The sequence below is a fragment of the Sphingobium sp. B8D3A genome (assembly GCF_025961995.1).
Lineage (GTDB): Bacteria > Pseudomonadota > Alphaproteobacteria > Sphingomonadales > Sphingomonadaceae > Sphingobium.
On record NZ_JAOQOS010000001.1, the window covers coordinates 1,771,598 to 1,790,875 of the forward strand.

At 65.1% G+C, this 19,278-nt stretch carries 17 protein-coding genes; 10 read left to right on the forward strand and 7 right to left on the reverse strand.

Annotated elements, in window-relative coordinates; all coding sequences use genetic code 11:
- Positions 1–11: 11 nt before the first annotated feature.
- Entirely contained in the window at positions 12–1,520 is a 1,509-nt protein-coding gene (locus M2342_RS08155) for a Ppx/GppA family phosphatase (protein ID WP_264578714.1), read from the forward strand.
- A 306-nt stretch (positions 1,521–1,826) separates the two neighbouring features.
- Here M2342_RS08155 and M2342_RS08160 read toward each other — a convergent pair whose 3' ends face one another.
- Complete coding sequence (locus tag M2342_RS08160; protein ID WP_264578715.1) at positions 1,827–2,123, reverse strand: I78 family peptidase inhibitor; 297 nt, start codon at positions 2,121–2,123, stop codon at positions 1,827–1,829.
- Positions 2,124–2,191: 68 nt separating this feature from the next.
- On the reverse strand, positions 2,192–3,379 hold the full coding sequence (gene rnd / locus M2342_RS08165) for a ribonuclease D (protein ID WP_264570104.1): 1,188 nt from the start codon (positions 3,377–3,379) through the stop codon (positions 2,192–2,194).
- A gap of 146 nt (positions 3,380–3,525) precedes the next feature.
- Here rnd and aspS point away from each other — a divergent pair, with 146 nt between their 5' ends.
- Positions 3,526–5,307 carry an aspartate--tRNA ligase gene (gene aspS / locus M2342_RS08170; RefSeq protein WP_264578716.1) on the forward strand — a complete coding sequence of 594 codons (1,782 nt, stop codon included), beginning with the start codon at positions 3,526–3,528 and terminating at the stop codon, positions 5,305–5,307.
- A gap of 38 nt (positions 5,308–5,345) precedes the next feature.
- The gene (locus tag M2342_RS08175) at positions 5,346–6,131 is read left to right on the forward strand and encodes a polyphosphate kinase 2 family protein (protein ID WP_264578717.1); all 786 of its coding nucleotides are present in this window, start codon (positions 5,346–5,348) and stop codon (positions 6,129–6,131) included.
- Positions 6,132–6,136: 5 nt separating this feature from the next.
- Here the strand turns inward: M2342_RS08175 and M2342_RS08180 are convergent, their stop codons facing one another.
- Genes M2342_RS08180 through M2342_RS08200 form a run of 5 tightly spaced genes read right to left on the reverse strand, consistent with a single transcriptional unit; the run spans position 6,137 to position 10,011 of the window.
- Entirely contained in the window at positions 6,137–6,634 is a 498-nt protein-coding gene (locus M2342_RS08180; protein WP_319801087.1) for an N-acetyltransferase, read from the reverse strand.
- A 10-nt stretch (positions 6,635–6,644) separates the two neighbouring features.
- Positions 6,645–7,295, reverse strand: coding sequence for a hypothetical protein (locus M2342_RS08185; RefSeq protein WP_264578718.1), 651 nt, complete (start codon positions 7,293–7,295; stop codon positions 6,645–6,647).
- Positions 7,292–7,780 carry a transcription elongation factor GreB gene (gene greB / locus M2342_RS08190; RefSeq protein WP_264578719.1) on the reverse strand — a complete coding sequence of 163 codons (489 nt, stop codon included), beginning with the start codon at positions 7,778–7,780 and terminating at the stop codon, positions 7,292–7,294. Before greB ends, M2342_RS08185 begins: the two co-directional genes overlap by 4 nt.
- On the reverse strand, positions 7,777–7,959 hold the full coding sequence (locus M2342_RS08195) for a hypothetical protein (protein ID WP_264578720.1): 183 nt from the start codon (positions 7,957–7,959) through the stop codon (positions 7,777–7,779). Before M2342_RS08195 ends, greB begins: the two co-directional genes overlap by 4 nt.
- Before the next feature lie 54 nt (positions 7,960–8,013).
- Positions 8,014–10,011: a lytic transglycosylase domain-containing protein gene (locus tag M2342_RS08200; protein ID WP_264578721.1), complete on the reverse strand. Its 1,998-nt coding sequence runs from the start codon at positions 10,009–10,011 to the stop codon at positions 8,014–8,016.
- Positions 10,012–10,113: 102 nt separating this feature from the next.
- Here M2342_RS08200 and dapA point away from each other — a divergent pair, with 102 nt between their 5' ends.
- From dapA to recA, 7 genes are all read left to right on the forward strand, one after another.
- Positions 10,114–10,992: a 4-hydroxy-tetrahydrodipicolinate synthase gene (dapA, locus tag M2342_RS08205; protein WP_181559441.1), complete on the forward strand. Its 879-nt coding sequence runs from the start codon at positions 10,114–10,116 to the stop codon at positions 10,990–10,992.
- 46 nt (positions 10,993–11,038) lie between these two features.
- Positions 11,039–11,521, forward strand: a complete 483-nt coding sequence (gene smpB / locus M2342_RS08210; protein WP_264570111.1) for an SsrA-binding protein SmpB — start codon at positions 11,039–11,041, stop codon at positions 11,519–11,521.
- Complete coding sequence (locus tag M2342_RS08215) at positions 11,521–12,129, forward strand: DUF2062 domain-containing protein (RefSeq protein WP_264578722.1); 609 nt, start codon at positions 11,521–11,523, stop codon at positions 12,127–12,129. The genes smpB and M2342_RS08215 overlap by 1 nt, the downstream gene beginning before the upstream one ends.
- Positions 12,130–12,197: 68 nt before the next feature.
- A complete protein-coding gene (locus tag M2342_RS08220) occupies positions 12,198–14,567 on the forward strand; it encodes a response regulator (protein ID WP_264580017.1) in 2,370 nt (789 codons plus the stop codon).
- Positions 14,568–14,674: 107 nt separating this feature from the next.
- On the forward strand, positions 14,675–15,856 hold the full coding sequence (locus tag M2342_RS08225) for an HlyD family efflux transporter periplasmic adaptor subunit (RefSeq protein WP_181559444.1): 1,182 nt from the start codon (positions 14,675–14,677) through the stop codon (positions 15,854–15,856).
- 5 nt (positions 15,857–15,861) lie between these two features.
- Positions 15,862–18,036: a glycosyltransferase gene (locus tag M2342_RS08230; protein WP_264578723.1), complete on the forward strand. Its 2,175-nt coding sequence runs from the start codon at positions 15,862–15,864 to the stop codon at positions 18,034–18,036.
- Positions 18,037–18,145: 109 nt separating this feature from the next.
- Complete coding sequence (recA, locus tag M2342_RS08235) at positions 18,146–19,225, forward strand: recombinase RecA (RefSeq protein WP_181559446.1); 1,080 nt, start codon at positions 18,146–18,148, stop codon at positions 19,223–19,225.
- The last annotated feature ends 53 nt before the right edge of the window (positions 19,226–19,278 follow it).

A 19,278-nucleotide genomic window follows, 5' to 3' on the forward strand; every position in this document is an offset into this window, starting at 1 on the left:
GGGGTTCGGCCATGACCCTGCTGGATCGCACGACGCGCCGCTCGATGAAGGCGACGCTCAACGGGCCGCATTTCCGCCGCACGGCGATTATCGACATCGGCTCCAACAGCGTTCGCCTCGTTGTCTATGATGGGCCTCGGCGCATTCCCTTCGTGCTGTTCAACGAGAAGGTGCTGGCGGGCCTGGGCGCCGAGATCGGCACATCCGGGCGGATCGGCGCGGCGGCGATGGAGCGCGGGCTGGTGGCGCTGGAGCGCTTTGCGCGGCTGTGCGTGGAGATGGAGGTGGACCAGATCACCTGCGTCGCCACCGCTGCCGTGCGCGATGCGTCCAACCGGGATACCTTCATCGAACGCGCGGCAGAGATCGGCCTGGAGGTCCGCGTGCTGAGCGGTCAGGAGGAAGGGCTGGCCTCTGCCCACGGGCTGCTCTCCGGCATGCCGCGTGCGGACGGGATCATGGGCGATCTGGGCGGCGGCAGCCTCGAACTGGTGCGCGTGCGGCCCGAGGGCGTTGAGATGCCCGTTTCCCTGCCGCTCGGCATTTTTCGGATCGGTGACGTCCGCGCGCGGGGACGCAAGGGGCTGGTCCCGCATCTCGATGGGCTGTTGAAGGCGCAGGGTCTTGGCGACATCGAGCAGGGCCTGCCCTTCTATCTGATCGGCGGAAGCTGGCGCGCGCTGGCGCGGCTGGACATGCACCTCACCAATTATTCGCTGCCGATCCTGCATCATTACGAAATGACGCCGGATCGCCCGGCCGAACTGCTCAAATGGCTGGAAAGCGCGCAAAAGGCGGACCTCAAGGCGGTCGGCGTCTCCAGCGCGCGTTTTCCCACGCTGCCGGATGCCGCGCATCTGCTGTGCGCGGTGGTGGAACGGCTGCGCTCTGCCCATCTCACCGTCTCAGCCTTCGGGCTGCGGGAAGGGCTGCTCTACGAGAGCTTGCCGCGCGATATGGCGAATCAGGACCCGCTCCTCGTCGCCGCCCGCATCGAGGGTGAGGCGCAGGGGCGCTTTGTCGGCCATGGCGACACGATCAGTGGCTGGATCGCGCCGTTGTTCCACGACGATCCGCCGGAATGGGCGCGCATCCGCTTCGCGGCCTGTCTGCTGGCGGATGTCGGCTGGCGCGCCAATCCCGAGTTTCGCGCCGAACGTGGCATGGAATTCGCCTTGCAGGGCAATTGGGTCGGCGTGGATGCCGCCGAGCGCGCCGCGCTAGGGCAGGCGCTGCACGCGAATTTCGGCGGCGGCACCAGCATTCCCGCGCTGCTCGCAGGTCTCGCCCCCGAGCCGCTGCTGCGCCGCGCGATCCAGTGGGGCCTTGCCATCCGCCTGTGCCAGCGCCTCTCCGGCGGCGCGGAAGGCCCGCTGGACGGCTCCTCGCTCGATGTGCGCGACGGCACCGTCATCCTGCGCCTCGACCCGGAACATGCGGCACTCGCCGGCGAATCCATCGACCGCCGCCTGCGCCAACTCGGCCAGGCCATGGGCATGGGCTATCTGCTCGATGCGTGATGGGGGCGGTTTGGGTTGGGGAGCAGGGCGTCTTCCAAGCCCTCTCCCCTTGAGGGAGAGGGATGCGCAGACTTGGCAGCTTGCTGCCTAGCCGAAGCTGGGAGAGGGGTGTCGATCCGCAGGATCGAGCGGATCAGAGATCCGCACCCCTCATCCAACTGCGCCTAGCCGCCTCACGGCGACAAGGCTGCGTATCCTTCTCCCTCAAGGGGAGAAGGAGGGCTCGCATGACGTCGCGTCCGGACGGTCCGCCATCCGCACGGCTCTACAATGTCGTGCCATCTCGAATTGCCCGCTCGGCCCCCGTCACCCGCAGTTCACCTGCTCAATCATCATCGCGTCATCGTAACTGATGTTCAGCCGGTCCTCGCGATAGTCCATCGTCCTGGCGGAGCGCGGCGGGCCCCAGCGTAGGGTGCGGGCACCGGATTTGGCGAGGAGGTCGGCGCCCAGTGTCGCGGTTGCGCGCTGGCCGATGGCGCTTTGCAGCCCGTCCGCCGAACAGGCGCCGTTGCCGGCCATTGGCGGTTCGCCTACGCTGGTCGTGGCGGTAGCGCAGGCTGTCAGCGGGGCAAGAGCAAGAAGGGGAGCGATCATGCGCATGGTGCCGGGCCTTTCCTCAAAAAAGGCCAGCCTAGCATGCGGGCGTCCACCGGTCATCCGGCAGGCGATCAGTCGTTGGGCTCGGCCAGCTTTTCCGTGCGGGTCATCAGCAGCTTTCCGTCGCGCACCGCGAAGGCCATGCGGCCTTCCACCAGATCCAGCGCGTCGCGGCCAAATTGCTCGAACCGCCAGCCTTCCAGAATCGGCAGGTTGGTCCGCACGCCCGCCGCCAGCATCTCCAGATCGTCGGCGCGGGCGAGCAGGCGCGAGGCAACGTTGATCTCGCGCGAGCGGATCTTGAGCAGCAGCTTGAGCAGATCGGCGACCAGCGCGCCCTCCTTGCCAAGGCCAGGCCGACCCGGGTCGCGCTCGGGCATTTCGTCGCGGGGCAGGGGGCCGGCATTCTCCACCGCCGCCATCAGCCGCGCGCCGATGTCATTGCCTTTCCAGCTCGCCGAAAGCCCGCGCACCTTGCCCAGATCCTCCTGCTTGCGCGGCGGATGGGAGGCGATGTCGGCCAGCGTCTCGTCCTTGACGATGCGTCCGCGCGGCAGGTTCTTGTCCTTCGCCTCGGTCTCGCGCCAGGCGGCGAGCGCCTTCAGACGCCCGAGCACATCGGCCTTGCGGCTGGAAATGCGCACGCGCTTCCACGCCTCGGCGGGATTGACCTCATAATTACCGGGATCGGCGAGCCGCTCCATTTCCTGATTGAGCCACACGCCGCGCCCCGTCTTGCGCAGTTCCTCCAGCATCATGGGGAAAATTGCGGCGAGATGGGTAACGTCGCCGATCGCATAATCGATCTGCCGTTTGTCCAGCGGACGGCGCGCCCAGTCGGTGAACCGCGCGCCCTTGTCGAGATGGATGCCCAGCCAGCTGTCGACCAGATTGCTGTAGCCGATCTGTTCGCCCTGGCTCAGCGCCATGCTGGCGATCTGCGTGTCGAACAGCGGGTGCGGCGTCTTGCCGGTCAGGTTGAAGACGATCTCGATATCCTGCCCGCCGGCGTGGAAGACCTTGAGCACATCCTCATTGTTCACCAGCAGGTCGAGCAAAGGCCCCATGTCCAGCCCGGGCGCCTTGGGGTCGATCGCCGCGGCTTCCTTCCCGTCGGAGATCTGGAAGAGGCACAGTTCCGGCCAATAGGTGTTCTCGCGCATGAACTCGGTATCCACGGCGACAAAGTCGGCCTTGGACAACCGCTCGCACAGCGCGGCGAGGGAAGAGCTGTCAGTGATCAATGGATGGATTTGCATATGGCAGGTGATCTTATTATTGGCCGGTCCTCGGATTGGGGGCCGGCGGCACGCTTGAGCGTATCACCATATCCCCCACAAGTCGTCTTTGTCATCCAATTGGCGCCCTCGCAATGAGGCGCGTGAAAATAAAAGGCCGTTAGACCATGCACGCCTATCGCACGCACACCTGCGGGGAGCTCCGCGCCGCCAATGCCGGCGAGACTGTTCGGCTGTCCGGCTGGGTCCACCGCAAGCGCGATCATGGCGATCTGGTGTTCATCGACCTGCGCGACCATTACGGCATGGTGCAGATCGTCACCGAGGTCAGCGGCCCGGTGTTCGATGTGATCGAGAGCCTGAAGGCGGAGAGCGTCGTCACCATCACCGGCACCGTTGTGGGGCGTGCCAGGGAAGCCGTGAACCCGAACCTGCCGACCGGCGAGGTTGAGGTGCGTGCGGCAGAGGCCGTCGTGCTATCCGCCGCGCAGGAGCTGCCGCTCCCGGTTGCGGGTGAGCAGGAATATCCCGAGGATATCCGCCTGCGCTATCGCTTCCTCGATCTGCGCCGCGAGACGTTGCACGCCAACATCGTCAAGCGCACAAAGATCATCTCGGACATGCGCCGTCGCATGGAAGGCGCGGGCTTTACCGAATATTCGACCCCCATCCTCACGGCGTCCTCGCCGGAGGGCGCGCGCGACTTCCTCGTGCCCAGCCGCATCCATGCCGGAAAGTTCTACGCGCTGCCGCAGGCGCCGCAGCAGTATAAGCAGTTGCTGATGGTGGCGGGTTTCGACCGCTATTTCCAGATCGCGCCCTGCTTCCGCGATGAAGACCCGCGCGCCGACCGCCTGCCGGGCGAGTTCTACCAGCTCGATCTGGAAATGAGCTTCGTCACGCAGGAAGATGTGTGGAACACTATGGAGCCGGTGATCGCCCAGGTCTTCGAGACCTTTGCCGATGGCAAGCCAGTGACGCCGGCCGGCAGCTTCCCGCGCATTCCTTATGCCGAAGCCATGCTGAAATATGGCAGCGACAAGCCGGACCTGCGCAACCCGATCATCATCACCGATGTGACCGATCATTTCGTCGGCTCGGGCTTTGGCATCTTCGCGAGCATCGTCGAGAGCGGCGGCGTCATCCGCGCCATTCCCGCGCCGGGCGCCGGCGCGGGCAGCCGCAAGTTCTTCGATGAGATGAACAATTGGTCGCGCTCGGAAGGCTTTTCGGGCCTTGGCTATATCAATATCAAGGATGGCGAGCCGGGCGGCCCCATCGCCAAGAATCACGGGCCGGAGGCGACCGCCAAGCTGATCGAAACGCTCGGCCTTGGTCCCAATGATGGCGTGTTCTTCGCCGCCGGCAAGGAGACGCAGGCCGCCAAGCTCGCCGGTCTTGCCCGCATCCGCGTCGGCGAGCAGCTCGACCTGATCGACAAGGACCGCTTCGACCTGTGCTGGATCGTGGACTTTCCGTTCTACGAATATGACGAGGACTCCAAGAGCCTGGACTTCGCGCACAACCCCTTCTCCATGCCGCAGGGCGGGATGGAGGCGCTGGACGGGCCCGATCCGCTTTCGATCAAGGCCTTCCAGTACGACATGGTCTGCAACGGCTTCGAGATCGCGTCCGGCTCGATCCGCAACCAGTCGCCCGAGCTGATGGTTAAGGCCTTCGAGAAGGTTGGCCTGAGCAAGCAGGATGTGGAAGATCGCTTCGGCGGCCTCTACCGCGCTTTCCAATATGGCGCGCCGCCGCACGGTGGCATGGCCGCCGGCGTGGACCGCATCGTGATGCTGCTCTGTGGCGCTGTGAACCTGCGCGAGATCACGCTGTTCCCGATGAACCAGCGCGCCGAGGATCTGCTGATGGGCGCGCCCTCCAACGCGGAGCTCAAGCAGCTGCGCGAACTGCACATCCGCGTCGTCGAGCCGCAAAAGAGCTGAACTCTCGACAATGGCTGGCCGCACGATAGGGTGCGGCCATGACCATCAAGCTCTCCGATTATGAGAAGGGCGCCGATTTCGACGGCGACTTCGACAAGGCGCTGCTCAAGCTCCAGAAGCGGCTGGAGAAGATCCAGGTCGCCCACATCATCCACAAGCGCCGCAGCGTGGTGATGCTGGAAGGGTGGGACGCCGCCGGCAAGGGCGGCATCATCAAGCGAATGACGTCGCTGCTCGATCCGCGCTATTTCCACGTCTGGCCCATCGGGGCGCCGACGCCGGACGAACTTGGGCGCCATTTCCTATGGCGCTTCTGGACCAAGCTGCCCGCGGACAAGCACATCGCGATCTTCGACCGGAGCTGGTACGGGCGCGTGCTGGTCGAGCGGGTGGAGGGCTTCTGCACAAAAGCCGAGTGGAAGCGCGGCTATGACGAGATCAATGCGTTCGAGGCCCAGCAGATCGACAGCGGCACCGCAATCGTGAAGCTGTTCGTCCACATCACGCAGAAGGAGCAGGACAAGCAGCTTGCACAGCGGCTGGACGATCCCTTCAAGCGCTGGAAGACGGGCACGGAGGATTATCGCAATCGCGACAAGCGGGCGGATTATCTCGATGCCATCAAGGACATGTTCGCCAAGACCGACACCAAGCAGGCGCCCTGGCACGTGATCGATGGCAATGATCGCAAGGCTGCGCGGATCGCGGCGCTCACGTGCATCGCCGACCGGCTGGAAAAGCATGTCTCGATGGAGATGCCGGACGTCGATCCCGCCGTCGTGAAACTGGCGCATGAGGCGTTCGGCTATCAGCCGGAGGAGTGAGCGGCTCAGGCCTGATCCATGAGGCTGCGGTACATCACGAGCGCATCGACATAACCGTGAACCGGATGGTGGAACGCGCCGGGAAGCGCCCCGACCACGCTAAATCCCATATGCTGCCATAGGCGCACGGCGCGGATGTTCGTGGAAATCACCAGGTTAAACTGCATCGCGCGAAACCCCTGCGCGCGGGCCGTCTGCAGTGAGTGGCGGCACAGCGCCTGCGCAATGCCTTTCCCACGCTGGTCGGCCCGGACGATATATCCGGCATTGGCGACATGGGCGGCCGGGCCGGTCGAATTTGCGCGCAAGGTGTAGCTGCCGACGATGCCGGTGTCGGATGTCGCGACGAACACCTGCTTGTCCGGCGCGGTCCAGTAGGTGAGGGCACCCGCTTCATCCAGATCGCGGGCGAGGGGAAAGGTCGCGCCCTCGCGGATGACCGGCTCGAAAACGGTCCAGATGCCCGGCCAGTCGGCAGCCGAGGCGGGGCGGATGTCCATCATGGCGAGGCGCTCAGTCCGGCGCGGCAGGGGCGTAGCGCATCGTGCCGTCGCGCCAGGGGAGAACCAGCTTGTCGTCCTCGCGAGTCACCAGCGTATCGCGAAAAGCGGCAACGCCCATGTCATTGGGGGTGAGGATGATGTGGACGCGAAGATGCTCCTGCGCGGGCAGCGGGATCACCTCGGATTTTGTCCCGAAAAACACTTCGGAGACTTGAATCGAGCGCGGACGGCGCTCGCCCAGATCGCGGGTCCAGCCGTCGCTCTGGGTATAGTCGGCGATGGTGTCGCCATCATCGAGGGTGAGCTCAAAATCGACAGCGGGTACGCCCGCTCCATTGGGCCAGGTGACCAGCAGGGTGAACGGCTCGTTCCCGTTGCTGGCTACATCGGCGAGCGCGAAGGCTGCCGGCTTGGGAGTCGGCTCGGTCGTGAGGCGCAGGGTGCCGTCATTCCCGCATTCCCAACGCCCCGCTGCCGACTCATCGACCGCGCCGGCGGTGAACATGTAGCGGAAGCGACCATCCGGGCCGATTTCCAGTGCCGATGCTGCATCCGGCCCGGCATCGGCCATGAAGAGCCCCGTCGGGCAATCTGCAGCCCATGCCCCCGACGCCGTGCCGGCCAGCAGCCCAATCCCCAGCAAGGCCGTCCGCGCGATCATTTCGGATAGCTGATGGCAAGGATTTCCCATTCCTTGCTGCCGCCCGGCAGGTCGACGCGGCGCAGGTCGCCCACGGCAGCTCCTCTCAGGGCGCGTGCCAGCGGCGTATCCCAGCCGATCCGAGCGGCGCCGGCATCCGCCTCGTCATTGCCGACGATGGTAACACTGCGCTGATTGTCCTCCTCATCGGCGAGCGTGACCGTCGCGCCGAAGAAGATGCGGCTCTTATCCGGCTGCTGCGCAGGTTCCACGATCTTGGCGAGCTTCATCCGCTGCGCCAGCCATTTCAGGCGGCGGTCGATCTCCCGCATCCGCTTGCGGCCATAGAGATAGTCGCCATTCTCGCTGCGATCGCCATTGCCGGCGGCCCAGCTGACGATCTCCACGATCTTGGGCCGTTCTTCCCCGAGAAGCTGGTCATATTCGGCGCGCAGCGCGGCAAAACCGCCCGGCGTGATGTAGTTCGGCCGAGGAAGCGCGCTCATTTGCCCCGGCGTTTCGGCCGCTTGCTGGCGTACATCAGGGCTGCGGCGAGCGCTGCTGATCCGATGCCGACGCCGGCCCAGAAGGCCTTGGTCCCGCGCCTCTCGTCGGTCTCGGCGGCGTCGGCAGGCCCGGCGATGGGCGTCGATGCGGGCGCGGTACTCGTCTCTCTTTCAGTCATGATCTCTATTCTGTTCTGGGTCGAAAGGTCGGATTAGGCGGGAGCGGGCGGTCCTCAGCCGGGCAGGGACTTGCCCAGGAACCGGCTGAGCGGCGCCAGGTCGGCGGTGCTCTGCACGGGGCTCAGCATGTCATAGATCACCGCATTCTCCAGCACGCGCTGCACATAGTTGCGCGTCTCGAAAATGGGAATGTCCTCGATCCACTGGACCATGTCCACGCCGGGCAGGCGCGGGTCGCCGTTGGATTGCAGCCAGCGGTTCACTCGGCCCATGCCGCCATTATAGGCGGCGATGGCGAGCGGGTAGCTGCCGTTGTAGTAGCGCAGCAGCTGCTGGAAGTAGGCACTGCCAAGCTGCACGTTATAGTTCGGGTCGTAGAGCGAGCTCTGGTTGAAGCTCATGCCGATCTTGCCCGCGACTTCGCGCGCGGTGGAGGGCAGCAGCTGCATCAGTCCATGCGCATTGGCGTGGGACACGATGGCCCGGTCGAACTGGCTTTCCTGCCGGGTGATCGCGTGGATCATCGTCCAATTGGAGCGGTCGCTCAGCGGCACATTCATGCGGGGGAAGCTGTAGTCCGGCGCGGCACTCAGACCATTGCGGCCGGCGCTGCGTGCGGCCATGACGCCCAGATCCGGGCGGCCGAGGACTTGCGCCAGTTCGCCGGCGAGGGCCAACTCCGTATCCGTCTGCGCATTGTCGGCAATGGCGCGGATGAATAGCGACTGGTCGCGGGTCTGCCCGTTGCGCCCGAGCAGGCTGGCAGCGCGCACGACCGGTCGCGCCATGAATGCGGCGCGCTCACTGGCGCTGGGGCGCACGGCACTGGCGAGCGCATCGGGATTAACGCGGCGTTTGAGACGCTCGAGCGCGAGCTGGCCATAATATTGATCGGGATAGCTGCCGGCCTTCTCGAAATGCGCAGTTGCCTGCGCCTGACGACCAGCGGCCAACGCAGCGCGTCCGGCCCAATAGTGGCCCTTGGAGCTGGTCTGGCCCGATTTGGCGCCATTGGCATAGCGATCGAACATCGCTTCGGCGTCGGCGGGGCGGTTCAGCTTGTTGAGCGCGATCATGCCCGCCAGCCATGTGAGGCTGGTATAATCATCGCGTACGCCCAGCGACTGCGCACTGATGTCCGTCCCGCGGGGGAAGGCATCGTCGACCTTGGAAGCGATAGCAAAGGCGGTGCTGAACTGATTGTCATTGTTCGCCGCGCGGGCCTGCGCCAGCAGCACCTCATACCATTTTTCCGGGTCGGTCGGGCGTTGCATCAGCGCCGTGCGGTTGCCGAGCAGGCTGCGCGCCGCAGCAAGGTCGCCATTGTCGGTCAGCCAGCGCGCCTTGTCGGCCAGATAGCCGGCGTCCAGCATCCCGACCGGATCGGCCGGACCCATGAGGGCCGCAGCATTGGGCGATTTGCGCTGGAAGGCGATCCGCGCGGCGACAACCGCCTGGCGGGTCACCGGCACCGAGGCGAGCAGCCGTTCGGCGATCTCCGGGCGGCGTTGCCACAAAGCTGAATCCGCGCGCCGCAAATGATCTTCCGGCGTGAGGGCGGATGCGAACTGCATCCGCAGCCGGTCCTCCCATTTGGCGTCCATGGCGCCGGAAGCCCAGGCGTCCCGCGCCATTTTCTGCGCCTCGCTCTGCTTGCCCATCCGCGCCAGTGTCAGCGCATGAATGGCCTTGGCCTGAGCGGAACGTGCCGGATATTTCGCGAAGAAGGCGAGAATGACCGACGGCTCGTTGATGTCCGCATCCACCCGCCGCTCGGCATAGGAGCGCAGCTTGGATTCCTCGGGCCAGCCGGGATTGGCGAGCAGGAAGTTGGCGTAGACCGAGAAATCGTGGCTGTCGCTGGAGGCAATGCGGCGCCAGTTTTCAATCGCATCGCGGGTGCGCGCTTCGTCATTGGCGCCAGCGGCGAGGCGCTCCTGAACGGCCTGCCAGGTGACGGTCGGCGTGCTTTGCGAGGACGAAGCGGTCGTCGCTGCCGAGGCCATGGCCGCAACAAGAACGACAGCAGATAAGCGAAGGTCTTTTCCCATGGGAAGCATTATGGCAGAGCCTCGATGATCGAACGGTGAACGGGCGCGTGCATTTGCCCCACTATGCCTGTCCGAGCGCGCGCTTTGAAGGAGTTTTTTCATATGTTTTCCGGCTCGATTCCGGCGCTGATCACCCCGTTTCGCAATGATCGGCTGGATGAGGACGCTTTCCGCAGCTTTGTGGACTGGCAAATCGAGGAGGGATCGAGCGCCCTCGTGCCGTGCGGAACGACCGGTGAGAGCGCCACGATGACCATCGAGGAGCATAATCGCGTCGTGCGGATCTGCGTCGAGCAGGCCGCCGGGCGGGTGCCGGTGATTGCCGGCGCTGGCTCCAACGATACCCGGATCGCGCTGGAACATATGTTCGCCGCGCAGGCCGCCGGTGCCGATGCCGCGCTGGTCGTCGCGCCCTATTACAACAAGCCGAGCCAGGAGGGGTTGTACCAGCATTTCGCCTATCTGGCCTCGCGCTGCGATCTGCCCATCGTGCTCTACAATATTCCGGGCCGCTCCATCGTGGATATCGGCGTGCCGGTGCTGCACCGGCTGGTCGAGGAATTTCCGAGCATCGTGGGCCTTAAGGATGCGACCGGGAATATCGGACGGGTGACCGCCCAGCGCCTCGCCTGCGGAGCGGACTGGTGCCAGCTTTCCGGCAATGACGAGACGGCGCTGGCGTTCAACGCTATGGGTGGCCGGGGCTGCATCTCGGTCACGGCCAATGTCGCGCCGCGTCTGTGCGCCGATTTCCAGAATGCCTGCCTTGAGGATCGCTGGAAGGATGCGCTGGCGTTGCAGGACCGGCTCTATCCGCTTCACGATGCGCTCTTCACCGATTCTTCACCGGGCCCGATCAAATATGCGCTCTCGCGGGTACGACCGGAGATGCCGTGCGAGCTGCGGCTGCCGATAACATGGCCATCAGGTGCCTCGCGTGCGACGGTAGACCGCGCTCTTGAGATCGCGGGGCTGGTTTAGGCCGGTCACATCGCCTAAATCTGGCGCTCATTACAGAAAGATTCCGATGGCTCGCCCGCGCCCTGCGACATTCAACAAGGTCAAGACCGTGGCCGAGAACCGGCGCGCCCGTTTCGATTACGCGATTGAGGACGTTTACGAAGCGGGCATCATGCTGCGCGGGACCGAGGTCAAATCGCTGCGCTTTGGCGATGGCTCGATCACCGAGAGCTATGCCGAGGTGAAGGACGACGAGATCTGGCTGATCAACAGCAATATCCCCGAGTTCAGCCACGGCAACCGCTTCAATCATGAGCCCAAGCGCCCCCGCAAGCTGCTGCTGCGCGAGCGGGAGATCGCCAAGCTGCACGGCGCCGTCGCCCGGCAGGGCATGACGCTGGTGCCGTTGAGCGTCTATTTCAACGAGCGCGGCAAGGCCAAGGTCGAGCTGGCGCTGGCCAAGGGCAAGAACGTCCGCGACAAGCGGGAGACCGCCAAGGAGCGCGACTGGAAGCGCGAGCAGGGCCGCATCATGCGGGAGCGGGGCTGATGCCCAAGCGCCGGCTGATCAAGGCCTTTCGCGCATCCATGCCCAGCCGGGAGAGCCTGGCGGAAAACCGGTTCGTCAAGCCGGTGGCGCACCGCGTGCTGGCCCCCGAGCTGTGGCGCTTCACCCGCAGGTCCGTGCCGCGCGGCGTGGCGCTGGGCTTGCTCGTCGGCATCTTCCTGCTGATCCCCGGGCTGCAGATTGCCGGCGCGGCGCTGCTGGCGCTGCCGTTCCGCGCGAATGTGCCGCTGGCCGCTGCGATGACCTTCCTGTCCAATCCCGCGACGACGCCCTTCATCCTCGCCGCATCCTATTATGTCGGCGCGACCATGTTAGGGCGCTCCGGCGATGTCAGCCAGGTGATGGCGCTCATTCATCACGAGGCCGGGTTGGCGGAATGGACGGCGTGGCTTTTGTCCTCGACGGCACCGGTGCTGCTGTTCGGCCTGTTCGTCGTGTCGGTCGTCTCGGCCGCTATCGGCTATTTTGTTTCCTCCTGGCTGTGGAAGAGCCGCATCGGGCGGAAATGGCGCGGGCGTCAGGCGGGGCGCTCGGAAAGCGCTGAGACCGGAGGCGCCGGGATTTTGCCGTTGGGAGGGCAGATTTCGTGAGCGATGGGGGAGCGAATGCGCGCAATGGCGATTTGCTCAATCTGACGGCAAATCAATCGCGCTTCCCCATGCTGCTGCTCGTCGCTCTGGTCGCGCTGCTGGCGGGCGCGCCGCTGTTATGGCTGTTCGGCGATCCAGCCGTGGGCGCCGTGTTCGGGGCGTCCGTGCTCGCGGTGTCCGCGCTACTCTGGGTGACGCAGCGCAGCCTCGCGCCGGTCGTGCCGGCTCTGCCTGCAGATCCGGACTGGACGCTGATTCGCGCGGCGGCAAATGCAGCCGGTTGCGCCATCGCCCTGACCGACCGGACGGGCCGCATGGTGTGCGCCAATGATCATTATGGCGACTGGTTCGGCGGCTATCCCGCGCCGGCCGAGATCGACATTTCCCCGAGCGATCTGAACCGCGTGGCACAGGCCGGGCAGGCGGCCTGGCGCGAGGGCGAAATCACCGTGCGTGGCATCTTGCGCGGCAGCCTCCATCTCGATCTGCAGGTCACGCGCACCGGGCGGGCGGATGACTATCTGCTCTGGCGGTTCGAGAGTGTCCAGCAGGCCAGCATTGTCGATGATTTCGGCCGCATCATGGCGGGCGAGGCGGGCGAGCGCCTGTCCGATTCCGGCGTGATGTGCGTGATGATCGGTGGGGAAGGGCGCATCCGTGCGGCCAATCCCGCCTTCATCCTGCGCGCGACCGGTCGCGCGGACAGCATCATCGAGGGTCGCGACTTCGCCGGCTATATGCGCGTGGACGCCGAGGGCCGCATCTTCTTCGCGCAGGAAGAAAAGCAGGCGGTGCCCATCCGCATGATCCAGGTGCCGCTGCGCCCGGATGACCCCTCCGGCCAGATCGTGCTGGTCATGGTGGATGAGAGCGTGTCGGCGGTGGAGGGCATTTCCAGCCTCGCTTATGTCGAAGCCCTGCTCTCGCTGCTGCCCTTCGGCCTTGGCATGGCCGACCGGGAAGGGCGGCTGCTGTTCTTCAACAAGGCCTTTGGTCGCGCTGCCGGCATCCCGCCGGGTGAGAAGCCGAGCTATCCGGGCGATATCGTCGTGGTGGAGGATCGCGCCGCCGTGGCCGACACTATCCGCCGCTTTGCCAATGGCCCGCAAATGTCCGGCGACATGCAAGTCGGCCTGCTCGGTGCGCCGGACGAGCCGGTGTCCCTGAGCCTTGCAGGGGTGAGGGGGCTGGGCGAGGCCGCCGTGCTGCTGAGCCTCAAGGACAATAGCGAGGAATCGCGCCTCAAGCGTCAGGTCGCCCAGCAGACCAAGATGCAGGCGGTCGGGCAGCTTGCCGGCGGCGTGGCGCACGACTTCAACAATATTCTGACCGCGATCATCGGCCATTGCGATCTGATGCTGATGCGCCACACGCCCGGCGATAGCGACTATGACGACATCCAGCAGGTCAAGGCCAACTCCAACCGCGCAGCCTCGCTCACGCGGCAGCTTCTCGCCTTCTCGCGCCAGCAGACCTTGCGTCCGCAGGTGCTGCAATTGCCCGATGTCGTGTCCGAGGTCTCCAGCCTGCTCAAGCGGCTGCTCGGCGAGAATATCCGGCTGGAGGTCTTCCACGGCCGCAATCTCGGCCATGTTCGTGCCGACCCCGGCCAGCTCGAGCAGGTGATCGTCAATCTGGTGGTGAACGCGCGCGATGCGATGCCCGAAGGCGGCACGGTGACCGTCCGCACCTTCCCGGTCTCCGCCGCCGATGTGCGCGAGATGAAGAACGAGATCATGCCCATCGGCGACTATACGGGCCTCAGCATCTCGGACACCGGCACCGGCATCCCGCCGGAGGTGCTGGGCAAGATTTTCGAGCCCTTCTTCACCACGAAGTCGGTCGGCAAGGGCACCGGGCTCGGGCTCTCGACCGTCTACGGCATCGTCAAGCAGTCCAACGGGTTCATCTTCTCCGATTCGACCGTGGGGCAGGGCACAACGTTCAACATCTATCTGCCGGTGCACGCGGTCGCCTCGGAAGGTATGTCTTCCCCCGTGGCCCCGCGCAAGGCGGCGGTCAGCGAGACATGGGGCACCGGCACCATCCTGCTGGTCGAGGATGAGGACATGGTGCGCAACGTCGCCGAGCGTGCGCTGGCCCGGCAGGGTTACACGGTCGTCACCGCGTCCGATGGCGAGCAGGGTCTGGCGCGGCTTGCCGAAGCCGAGCGGATCGATCTGCTGATTTCCGACGTGGTGATGCCGGGGATGGACGGTCCGACGATGGTCCGCCATGTCCGGGAGAGCCATCCTGACATCCCGGTGCTGTTCATGTCGGGCTATGCCGAGGAGCAGCTTCGCAAGTCCATCGACATCGAGAATGTGGCCTTCCTGCCCAAACCTTTCTCGGTCTCCCAACTTGCCGAGGCCGCGCGCGATGTGCTGGCGAGCGCCCGCCAGGGCGATCCGCAGGATGATGCGACCGCCCGCGCATAACACGGCCCAGCCGTCCTTCGGCTAACGATATCGTAACCACGCCACTGCTAGTCCCGCTCCGTGGGCGCCGGGCAGACGCCCGGTATCTTTCAGGGGTGGTGGTATTCATGAGTCGCGTTGAAACGATCCTGCGGGCGCGCAGCACGCGCATTGCGCTGGCGGTAGCCTTGCTGAGTACGGGCGCCATTGGCTTTGCGCCTTATGTGTTCAACGATGTGTCGACGCAGGCGGCGGTGAACGCGCCGATCATCCGCCTGACCGCGGCGGCGGACGGAACAGTGGCGGCGCTGCCCGCCGATGGCCAGTATTTCATGAAGCCGACGCCCGTGCATCTGCTCGATCTCTCGCAGGACACCGGCGAGGTCGCGGAACTCAAGGCCCGGGCCGAAATTGCCCTCGCGCAGATCGATCTCGCCAAGCGCCAGCTCGGGGAGCTGACCGCGCAGGAGGTCCGGCTGGGGCGCCGTGCCACGGTGTTCTCCAACGCCACGACGGCGCGCCTCTCCGAGGATCAATCTGCCGCTGGCGCTGCCTTGTCCGGTTGCCAGGCCGAGCGGACGGAGCTTCGCGCAAGCCTAGCCCGAGCGCGCCAGCTCTCCGAGCAGGGCTTCATGTCTGCCTCCGGCGTGGAGAAGGCCAGCGCCTTGCTTGCCGCTAAGGACAGCGAGTGCAGCGGCCTTGGGGCCAAGATCCAGTCCATCGGCATTGCCCGCAACGCCGCGCGCGCCGGGGTGTTTCTGGGCGACAGCTATAACGACGCGCCCTATGCCGTGCAGCAGGCAGACAGGGTGGTGCTCCAGCGCCAGACCATCGAGAAGATGCTCACCGACGCCAATGCCGAATATACCCAGACGCAGCTCCGGTTGAAGGATGCGCAGGCCCGCGCCAATTATGTCGCGCCGGCGGGCACGCTGGTCTGGGCGACCACCGCCAGTTCCGGCACCTCCATTCGTGCGGGTGAACCGGTGGTCGATCTGGTCGATTGCCGCCGTCGCTTCGTGCAGGTGGCCTTGCCCGAGCGCAAGGCCGAGGTGATCCACGCCGGCTCACCTGCCAACATCCGCATGATCGGCGCGAGCGAGTGGATGAAGGGCCGGGTCATCGCGATCACCGGTGCTGCCGGTCGCCGGCAGGAAGGCCTGCTCGCCGCATCGACCTATTCCCTGCCGGAAGCGCGCGAGATCATCGTCGATGTTGCGCTGCCCGAGCAGGTGCCGGCCAAGGCCGATGCCGCCCGCAAATGCGATGTCGGGCGTCTGGCCGAGGTGCGGTTCAGCCGCAGTCTCTAGGGCGTATGACCGACGTCGCTTTCACGGCGCCCTGGGCCTCGCTGGCGCTGGTGCTGGGCGCCTTCGTCATATTTGGCGGGCTATGGCCGTCGCGCGTTGGCATCGTGGCGACGATTGCGGCCGCCATCGTCAATTATCTGCATTGGCGGATTTTCAACACGATTCCCTGGGGCGGCAGCTTCAGCGAGCTTTGGTGGCCGGTCTCCTGCCTGATCGTGGAAGTGCTGGCGCTGTTCGATGCCGGCATTCTTCTGGCGATTCTCTCGCGCCCGACCGACCGCTCGGCCGAAGCCGATGCGGGCGAGGCCCGGCTGCGGGCTTTATGGGCGGAGAATGCCGATCTCCTCCCGCCCGTTGATGTCTTCATCGCGACTTATAATGAGCCGCGCGAGGTGCTGGAGAAGACGATTCTCGGCTGTCTCGCAATGGATTGGCCCGAGGCGCGCGTCTGGGTACTCGATGACGGGCGCCGACCCTGGGTGCAGGACATGTGCCTCGCCAAGGGCGCGGGATACATCACCCGGCCGGATAACAAAGGCGCCAAGGCCGGCAATATCAACCATGGCCTCACCCAGACGAATGCGCCGTTCGTCGCCGTGTTCGATGCCGACTTCGTGCCCCAGCGCGATTTCCTCATCCGCACCATGGGCTTTTTCGAGAATGAGAAGATCGGAATCGTCCAGATTCCCCACAGCTTCTACAATCACGATCCCATGCAGACCAATCTTGGCCTGCAACAGACGATGCCGGACGATCAGCGCTTCTTCTTCGAGGCGATCATGCCGGGCCGCGATGGCTGGGACGCCTCCTTCTGCTGCGGCTCCAACTCGGTGACGCGCCGGGCGATCTTCGACGAGATCGGCGGAGGCCTACCCGAGGGCTCGATCACCGAGGATATGCTCCTGACCCTCGCCAGCCTACGCAAAGGGTACATCACGCGCTATCTCAACGAGCCGCTGGCCTACGGCCTCGCGCCGGAGAGCACCGCCGCCTTCTTCGTGCAGCGCCAGCGCTGGGCGCAGGGCGCGATCCAGATTCTCTATCTCAACCACGGTCCGTTGGGCGGCGCGCTGAAGCTGCGCTATCGGCTGCTGTTTCTCCCCTCCGCCTGGGTGACGCAGGGCCTGCAATCGGTCTTCACGATCCTCGCGCCGATTCTGTTCGCGCTGTTCAATCTGGCGCCGATGGTCGGAGTCGATCTGCCGGGCATCATCTTCTTCCTTCTGCCGATGATCGTCGCGCTGCTGGGTGGCATCAGTATGCTGGCGCCGGGCCGATACTATCCGCTCGCAGCGCAGATTCTGTCGGTCTTCCAGACGTTCCGCATCCTGCCTGCCGCGCTCAAGACGCTGATCGCGCCCAAGGGACTGACCTTCAAGGTGACACCCAAGGGCTCCGGCTCCAAGGGCGGCAAGCGCGGGCCGGGCGATTATGTGCTGTTCGCCTCGCTCACCCTCATGGCGGCGAGTCTGGCCAGCCTCGCCATCAACATGCTGCCCGATTATCGCATTGTCACGCAGGATGGCCTGCTGCCGGTCGTGGCCTTCTGGCTGGCGTTCAACATGGTGATGCTGCTGCTGGTGGCGATGATGTGCCTGGAGAAGCCGCGTGTGCGCGGCGAGGAGCGCTTCGACCTGCGCCAGACGGTGACGCTGATCGGCGACAACGGGCAGATGCTCAGCGCCTCAAGGGGGGATATCTCCATCTCCGGCATCGGCCTGCATCTCGATGCACCGAGCGGCTTCGCGGTGGGTGAAAGGGTGCAGATCGTGCTGCCGGATGTCGGCATATTGCGCGGCGAGGTGCGCTATTCGGCGCGCCGGATCGGCATTCTGTTCGATTTTCATTCCGAGGAAATCCGCGACCGGCTGATCGTCTCGCTATTCACCAACGGTATGAACGTGAATGCGCAGCGTCCCTCAGCGCTGGCCGTGGCCGGCGCAATTGTCCGGCGGCTCTGGTCGGCAGACCTCAGCATCCGCGTCCAGGCCGCATCCGCACCGGAAGCTCCGGAGGTGCCGGTCGAGAAGCTCAGCGCCGCAACGCGCTGTATCGCGCCCGGCAAGCGGCCGGATTTGCGCGGTCCGGCGCTGCTAACGGCCGAGGAGGGGGCTTCCCTCGCCGCTGCCAAGGTTGCGGTCGTGCCGGTCCCGGCGGAAGGTCCGCGCCGGGTCGCCTGACCTGCGTTTCCTAAATTTCGTTCCCCTCTTGTTCCATAAGAACAAATAGGATACATGGCTCTTGTGACTTTCGGTTCACGAGGATTTGACTTCCATGGGGAGCAGGCACATGACGGCGAGCTTGAAGCTTATCGACGGCGAGAAGAACGTGGGAACCATGGAACGGCAGAAAGCACTCGAAGCAGCACTGGCGCAGATCGATCGCGCCTTCGGCAAGGGCTCGGCGATGAAGCTGGGCTCCAAGGAGGCAATGCAGGTCGAGGCGATTTCCACCGGCAGCCTGGGCCTTGATATCGCGCTTGGCGTCGGCGGCCTGCCGCGCGGTCGCGTCATCGAGGTCTATGGTCCGGAAAGCTCGGGCAAGACCACGCTGGCGCTCCATGTGATCGCCGAGGCGCAGAAGACGGGCGGCACGGCAGCGTTTATCGACGCCGAACATGCGCTCGATCCGGTCTATGCCCGCAAGCTGGGCGTGAACATCGATGAGTTGATCGTCTCGCAGCCGGATACCGGCGAGCAGGCCCTGGAGATCACCGATACGCTGGTGCGCTCCAACGCCATCGACGTGCTGGTGGTCGATTCGGTCGCGGCGCTGGTGCCCCGCGCCGAGATCGAGGGTGAGATGGGCGATAGCCATGTCGGCCTGCAGGCGCGCCTCATGTCGCAATCGCTGCGCAAGCTGACCGGCTCGATCAGCCGCTCGCGCTGCATGGTGATCTTCATCAACCAGCTGCGCATGAAGATCGGCGTGATGTACGGCAATCCGGAGACGACCACGGGCGGCAATGCCTTGAAGTTCTACGCCTCTGTTCGTCTCGACATTCGCCGGACCGGTCAGATCAAGGATCGTGACGATATCGTCGGCAACGCCACGCGCGTGAAGGTGGTCAAGAACAAGGTCGCGCCGCCGTTCAAGCAGGTCGAGTTCGACATCATGTACGGCGAAGGCATTTCCAAGGTCGGTGAGATTCTGGACCTGGGCGTCAAGGCCGGCGTGGTCGAGAAGTCGGGCGCGTGGTTCTCCTATGATTCCGTGCGGATCGGGCAGGGACGTGAGAACGCCAAGAACTTCCTGCGTGAAAATCCCGAGATGATGGACAAGCTGGAGCGCACCATCCGCGCGCGCACCGAGGCTGTGGCCGAGGGCATGATGACCGGGCCGGACAGTGACGAGGCAAGCGAGGATTGATCTTTTGGGCGGCCTGATCGTGCACAAGCGCGGTCAGGTCGTTGTCTGCGGTG

Coding starts and splice junctions, on each gene's coding strand:
- M2342_RS08155 (WP_264578714.1), top strand. CDS start 12: ATGACCCTGCTGGATCGCACGACGCGCCGCTCGATGAAGGCGACGCTC.
- M2342_RS08160 (WP_264578715.1), bottom strand. CDS start 2,123: ATGCGCATGATCGCTCCCCTTCTTGCTCTTGCCCCGCTGACAGCCTGC.
- rnd (WP_264570104.1), bottom strand. CDS start 3,379: ATGCAAATCCATCCATTGATCACTGACAGCTCTTCCCTCGCCGCGCTG.
- aspS (WP_264578716.1), top strand. CDS start 3,526: ATGCACGCCTATCGCACGCACACCTGCGGGGAGCTCCGCGCCGCCAAT.
- M2342_RS08175 (WP_264578717.1), top strand. CDS start 5,346: ATGACCATCAAGCTCTCCGATTATGAGAAGGGCGCCGATTTCGACGGC.
- M2342_RS08180 (WP_319801087.1), bottom strand. CDS start 6,634: ATGATGGACATCCGCCCCGCCTCGGCTGCCGACTGGCCGGGCATCTGG.
- M2342_RS08185 (WP_264578718.1), bottom strand. CDS start 7,295: ATGATCGCGCGGACGGCCTTGCTGGGGATTGGGCTGCTGGCCGGCACG.
- greB (WP_264578719.1), bottom strand. CDS start 7,780: ATGAGCGCGCTTCCTCGGCCGAACTACATCACGCCGGGCGGTTTTGCC.
- M2342_RS08195 (WP_264578720.1), bottom strand. CDS start 7,959: ATGACTGAAAGAGAGACGAGTACCGCGCCCGCATCGACGCCCATCGCC.
- M2342_RS08200 (WP_264578721.1), bottom strand. CDS start 10,011: ATGGGAAAAGACCTTCGCTTATCTGCTGTCGTTCTTGTTGCGGCCATG.
- dapA (WP_181559441.1), top strand. CDS start 10,114: ATGTTTTCCGGCTCGATTCCGGCGCTGATCACCCCGTTTCGCAATGAT.
- smpB (WP_264570111.1), top strand. CDS start 11,039: ATGGCTCGCCCGCGCCCTGCGACATTCAACAAGGTCAAGACCGTGGCC.
- M2342_RS08215 (WP_264578722.1), top strand. CDS start 11,521: ATGCCCAAGCGCCGGCTGATCAAGGCCTTTCGCGCATCCATGCCCAGC.
- M2342_RS08220 (WP_264580017.1), top strand. CDS start 12,198: ATGCTGCTGCTCGTCGCTCTGGTCGCGCTGCTGGCGGGCGCGCCGCTG.
- M2342_RS08225 (WP_181559444.1), top strand. CDS start 14,675: ATGAGTCGCGTTGAAACGATCCTGCGGGCGCGCAGCACGCGCATTGCG.
- M2342_RS08230 (WP_264578723.1), top strand. CDS start 15,862: ATGACCGACGTCGCTTTCACGGCGCCCTGGGCCTCGCTGGCGCTGGTG.
- recA (WP_181559446.1), top strand. CDS start 18,146: ATGACGGCGAGCTTGAAGCTTATCGACGGCGAGAAGAACGTGGGAACC.